This is a genomic window from Streptococcus sp. WM07 (assembly GCF_004570525.1).
Classification (GTDB): domain Bacteria; phylum Bacillota; class Bacilli; order Lactobacillales; family Streptococcaceae; genus Streptococcus.
Genome location: NZ_SPPZ01000330.1, coordinates 1 through 269 on the forward strand (window position 1 = coordinate 1; position 269 = coordinate 269).

Sequence of the window (269 nt, forward strand, 5' to 3'; positions counted from 1 at the left end):
CTGTAGCTAAGTTAATGGTTCCTGTACGTGTAAATCCTAGGTTATCAACTACTTCTTCCGCAATAACCTTACCAGATTCATCCACATAACGAACTGTACGCTTCACATTTTCTGTTAACGTTTGGATAGCTGGATCTGTTGGGTTTGGATAGTTTGGAGTTGTTGGATCTGTTGGATCTGGATTCTTAGGTAGATCTGGTGTATCTGGATTTACCGGTTTGTTTGGTTCAACTGGTCGATCCGGAGTTACAGGGACAACAATCGCTGTC

The 269-nt window shown here is 42.4% G+C and carries 1 pseudogene; it reads right to left on the bottom strand.

Annotated elements, in window-relative coordinates:
* A pseudogene (locus tag E4T71_RS10010) lies at positions 1–269 on the bottom strand (hypothetical protein); the annotation flags it as partial.